This window comes from Patescibacteria group bacterium (assembly GCA_041675205.1).
Lineage (GTDB): Bacteria > Patescibacteriota > Patescibacteriia > GWA2-46-9 > GWA2-46-9 > JBAYUF01.
In genome coordinates this window covers 1-3,185 of sequence record JBAYUF010000026.1, presented here as the reverse complement: position 1 = coordinate 3,185, position 3,185 = coordinate 1, and the positions used below count along the sequence as shown (strand labels likewise).

The 3,185-nt window shown below is 45.4% G+C and carries 6 protein-coding genes; all 6 read right to left on the bottom strand.

All coding sequences use genetic code 11. From position 1 onward, the window contains the following. Positions 1 to 622, bottom strand: a 622-nt coding sequence (locus tag WC052_05985; protein MFA7287185.1) for a hypothetical protein, incomplete at its 3' end; no start/stop codon positions are given. 57 nt (positions 623 to 679) lie between these two features. Next, positions 680 to 1,027, bottom strand: coding sequence for a hypothetical protein (locus WC052_05980; protein ID MFA7287184.1), 348 nt, complete (start codon positions 1,025 to 1,027; stop codon positions 680 to 682). A gap of 1 nt (position 1,028) precedes the next feature. Continuing rightward, positions 1,029 to 1,463, bottom strand: coding sequence for a hypothetical protein (locus tag WC052_05975; protein MFA7287183.1), 435 nt, complete (start codon positions 1,461 to 1,463; stop codon positions 1,029 to 1,031). Continuing rightward, the gene (locus tag WC052_05970) at positions 1,463 to 2,083 is read right to left on the bottom strand and encodes a hypothetical protein (protein ID MFA7287182.1); all 621 of its coding nucleotides are present in this window, start codon (positions 2,081 to 2,083) and stop codon (positions 1,463 to 1,465) included. The genes WC052_05975 and WC052_05970 overlap by 1 nt, the downstream gene beginning before the upstream one ends. Before the next feature lie 270 nt (positions 2,084 to 2,353). Then, a complete protein-coding gene (locus tag WC052_05965; protein MFA7287181.1) occupies positions 2,354 to 2,653 on the bottom strand; it encodes a hypothetical protein in 300 nt (99 codons plus the stop codon). 12 nt (positions 2,654 to 2,665) lie between these two features. After that, complete coding sequence (locus WC052_05960) at positions 2,666 to 3,142, bottom strand: hypothetical protein (GenBank protein MFA7287180.1); 477 nt, start codon at positions 3,140 to 3,142, stop codon at positions 2,666 to 2,668. Positions 3,143 to 3,185 lie beyond the last annotated feature (43 nt).

The following is a 3,185-nucleotide window of genomic DNA, read 5'->3' as shown; positions in this document are numbered from 1 at the left end:
CAAAAACGAGATTGGTTGTCTGGCCTGCGTACGAATTCACGTCGAGGTACAGTTTGACGTTGTACATGTCGGTAATGTTTGGAACAGCAACATTCATCGAACCAACGCTTACAACGAAATTCCAATTCTCACTGTCTTCAACTGGAATTTCGAAAACCCCGTCGGTGTTGTAATTAGTGAGGTCTTGAGCTTTACGCACAGCGAGAGCAAGCTCAATATTTTCGTTTGTTCCAACCACCATTCCGCTGGCCGGGTTGCCTGTACCAACGAGCAAATCCGTACCGTTCACAAACGTGGTAGAAGCATCTTCCTCGACAACCAGTGGATTGTAAACCAAATCAGCAATTGGGCCAGTTGGTGTTTCAGCATCCAGTGCAATCAAAATGTGATTCAGGTAAAGAGAAATGATATTCCCTTCAGTGTCTGCGGTAATGGAGTTGTAAACCATCGTGGAGCTATCGCCATAGTATTTCGACACAGTTGTGCGGAAAGTATGGTCGTTAATGATGGTGTCCATTTCTTCGCGTGTTACAAAAACGGCGCGTACGTCAGGCGGCTCGCCTGCATCACGAACAAGTGCGACAATTTCAGCCAGCTTGCCCGTATAACTCAAAATTTCCATGGTGTTTCCTTGGTGTAGGGGCTGGGGAAACCCGTTATTCTTTTCCCTTGTATTAAATTACGACTTCATTGCCATTGCGTTGAAAACACTGTCTATTCGCGCTGATATTGCGGCTGAATCTTCTGGTGTTTCACCATGGAATTCCATAACAGGATTTCCACATTTAGTGCAGAATCGAATAGGGAATGCAAAGCCGGGATGTGGAATTGCTTTACGGCTTTCATTGAAGTGTTCTATGCTGCGTTGCCACGCGTCAACGTTTACTTGCCATTCATCCATCGGTATTTCGTGAGTACCGATCAAACCGACAATGCATTTATTTGGTCTGCATGGTTTGCGTAAACCTTCTTTCACCCAACGACGAAGCGTGCCGTTATACGGTGCATCAGGAGTTAACTTGTTCATGTCAGTGGCTCATTACCCAAGCGTACAAACGTTCGTACCATTTCATTCGCGATTTGCGGACGGGCACGTCTACTTTGTCATCTTCTGCTTCGTGCTGCATAAAGAGATTATGCAAATTAAGCTCACGTACAATCGCCTGAAATTCTTCGGCAAATTTAGGATTGTTATCGGCTTTGCGACACGCTTCTTTTTCTTGAACGGCGTTGTGTATATGGCACTCCACTTCCACGATTGTATTTCGTTGACTGCGTAGAGTGTCTAAAGCTTCTTTCAAACTTTTAGCATGGGCGGCACGCGTGTGGTTAAGTGGTTCCATATCCCTGTTGTGTTGTACTTTATGTAACGTATTTTTCAGTTCGTTTACGCGACGCTGTGCCGTGTTGATTAGCTTGTTCATGTCTTCAAGCGACAGTGTTTGTCCTTCACCGAAATTCATTAGTGTATGTCCTCTGAATGTAGTTTTTCAACGTCGTGACCTTGAATGCGCCACGTGTTGAGTTGACCAGCAGCCAATGCAACTTCGTACGCTTCTTCGCGGGTCATGAAAACATCCCACTGATCAATGAAGCCTTGAGCGGATCTGCCGTTATTATCTTCGTTGATCAGCACTTCTTCTTTTATGAGATTGAGTACAGACATTGCGGGCGAGAAATGGCGAGAACCTACAGCAATGAATTCCCCGTATTTACATGCAGAGGCAACAACACGTCGGCAATGCGAAATGTAGGTGTTGCTGTCATAAGTATCTGGTGACGGAATGCCGTGTATGCTTGCATACGCCATAAGGATTGCACAGCCTTCACCTTCGTCGTCGTCCGGGTAGCCGTGCGTTTCCTGCATATCGGAAACCATGCCAGAAGTAGGCGCAGCAAAGTTCAGCAGAAGGTAACTGGCGCAGTCTGAAATGCTGTCGAAATAGACGCCGAAATTAGGCTGCGGTTTGTTGACAGTAGCGGTCGGAAATTCTTTGCGAAGTTCGTCAGCTTTCGCGCATTCACGAGCATAAACCAAACGGTGTATGAACAGGTTTGCTTTCGATAGTGTAAAGTTGGACATTTGTTTTTCCTTAATTCATGAAAGCTCAGCGAAAAATTCCTAGCGCCAAAGTTTTGAAAGTATCACGGACAGCGCAATAACCAAGGTAGAAAATACTAACAACCATCAGAACGGCGAATACCCACTGCGCGACAGCATGTTCGTGCAATCCACTTTCCCATTCCCACATAGCTTTCACGTGAGCAAGATAGCCAAACAAAAGCGATGTACTAGCTAGTAACAACGCCGCTACAAATACTAGACACAGGACAACCATGTAAATGTAACGTTTCATTCTTTTCCCAATTGTTGAGCAAGGTTTTTCGTGAGCGATTTCCATATGCTCCGACAGGCTTCTAGAGCGCCATATGCCAGCGCACCCAAGAAAATAGTAATCGGAATAACGCGTATCAGAATCTCGACTGTTGTTGTGCTGGCACTATAGGCACCGATTGTGAAAGCGTTGTGTACACCGCCAATCAAAATGACAATGATCGCCAGTACAGCCCCAGCGAAAGCGCCTACAGCCATAATTGTTACTGCGCACAAAAGATAAAAAGCAAGGTGGCGGCACGCAAGTGGAATATTCACGGTTTTCTCTTTTTATAGGAAGCACAGCGGATCTAGGTGAGGCCATGCGTCTGGTATAGACATCTTTTCGATTGTTGCTTCGTCTATACGCACCTCATACGTACAAACTAGGCGAACTGTCGTATCCTTTTGTGAAAAATTCGTGTTGCTCAATTGCGCTATTAAGAACGGTCGCCCATAAATGTAGGCTGTTAACTCAGGAGCAACCGTGCGGCTTTGGAATGGTGGCAGCTCATTCATCGTTTTCATGGCGAAGAAAATGTGCGCGTGTAAATCCAGTGCTTCTTTTGTAGGCATTTTCATTTCGACGGTCACATCAATGTCGAACGTGCCACCATACCGCATATTGATTTGTTCCTTATGCAGCGTTGCATAATATTTGAATGTACCTATGCGTATAGGCGTTTTCAATGTTATGCCTTCGCACATCAAGGTTCGGTGGCGTTCAAGCAAGTCATGCAACTGCTTTGGATCGTTTTCATATTCCATAAATGTTCTCCTATGTACAGTTCATTTACAGTTTGGCGCCCAT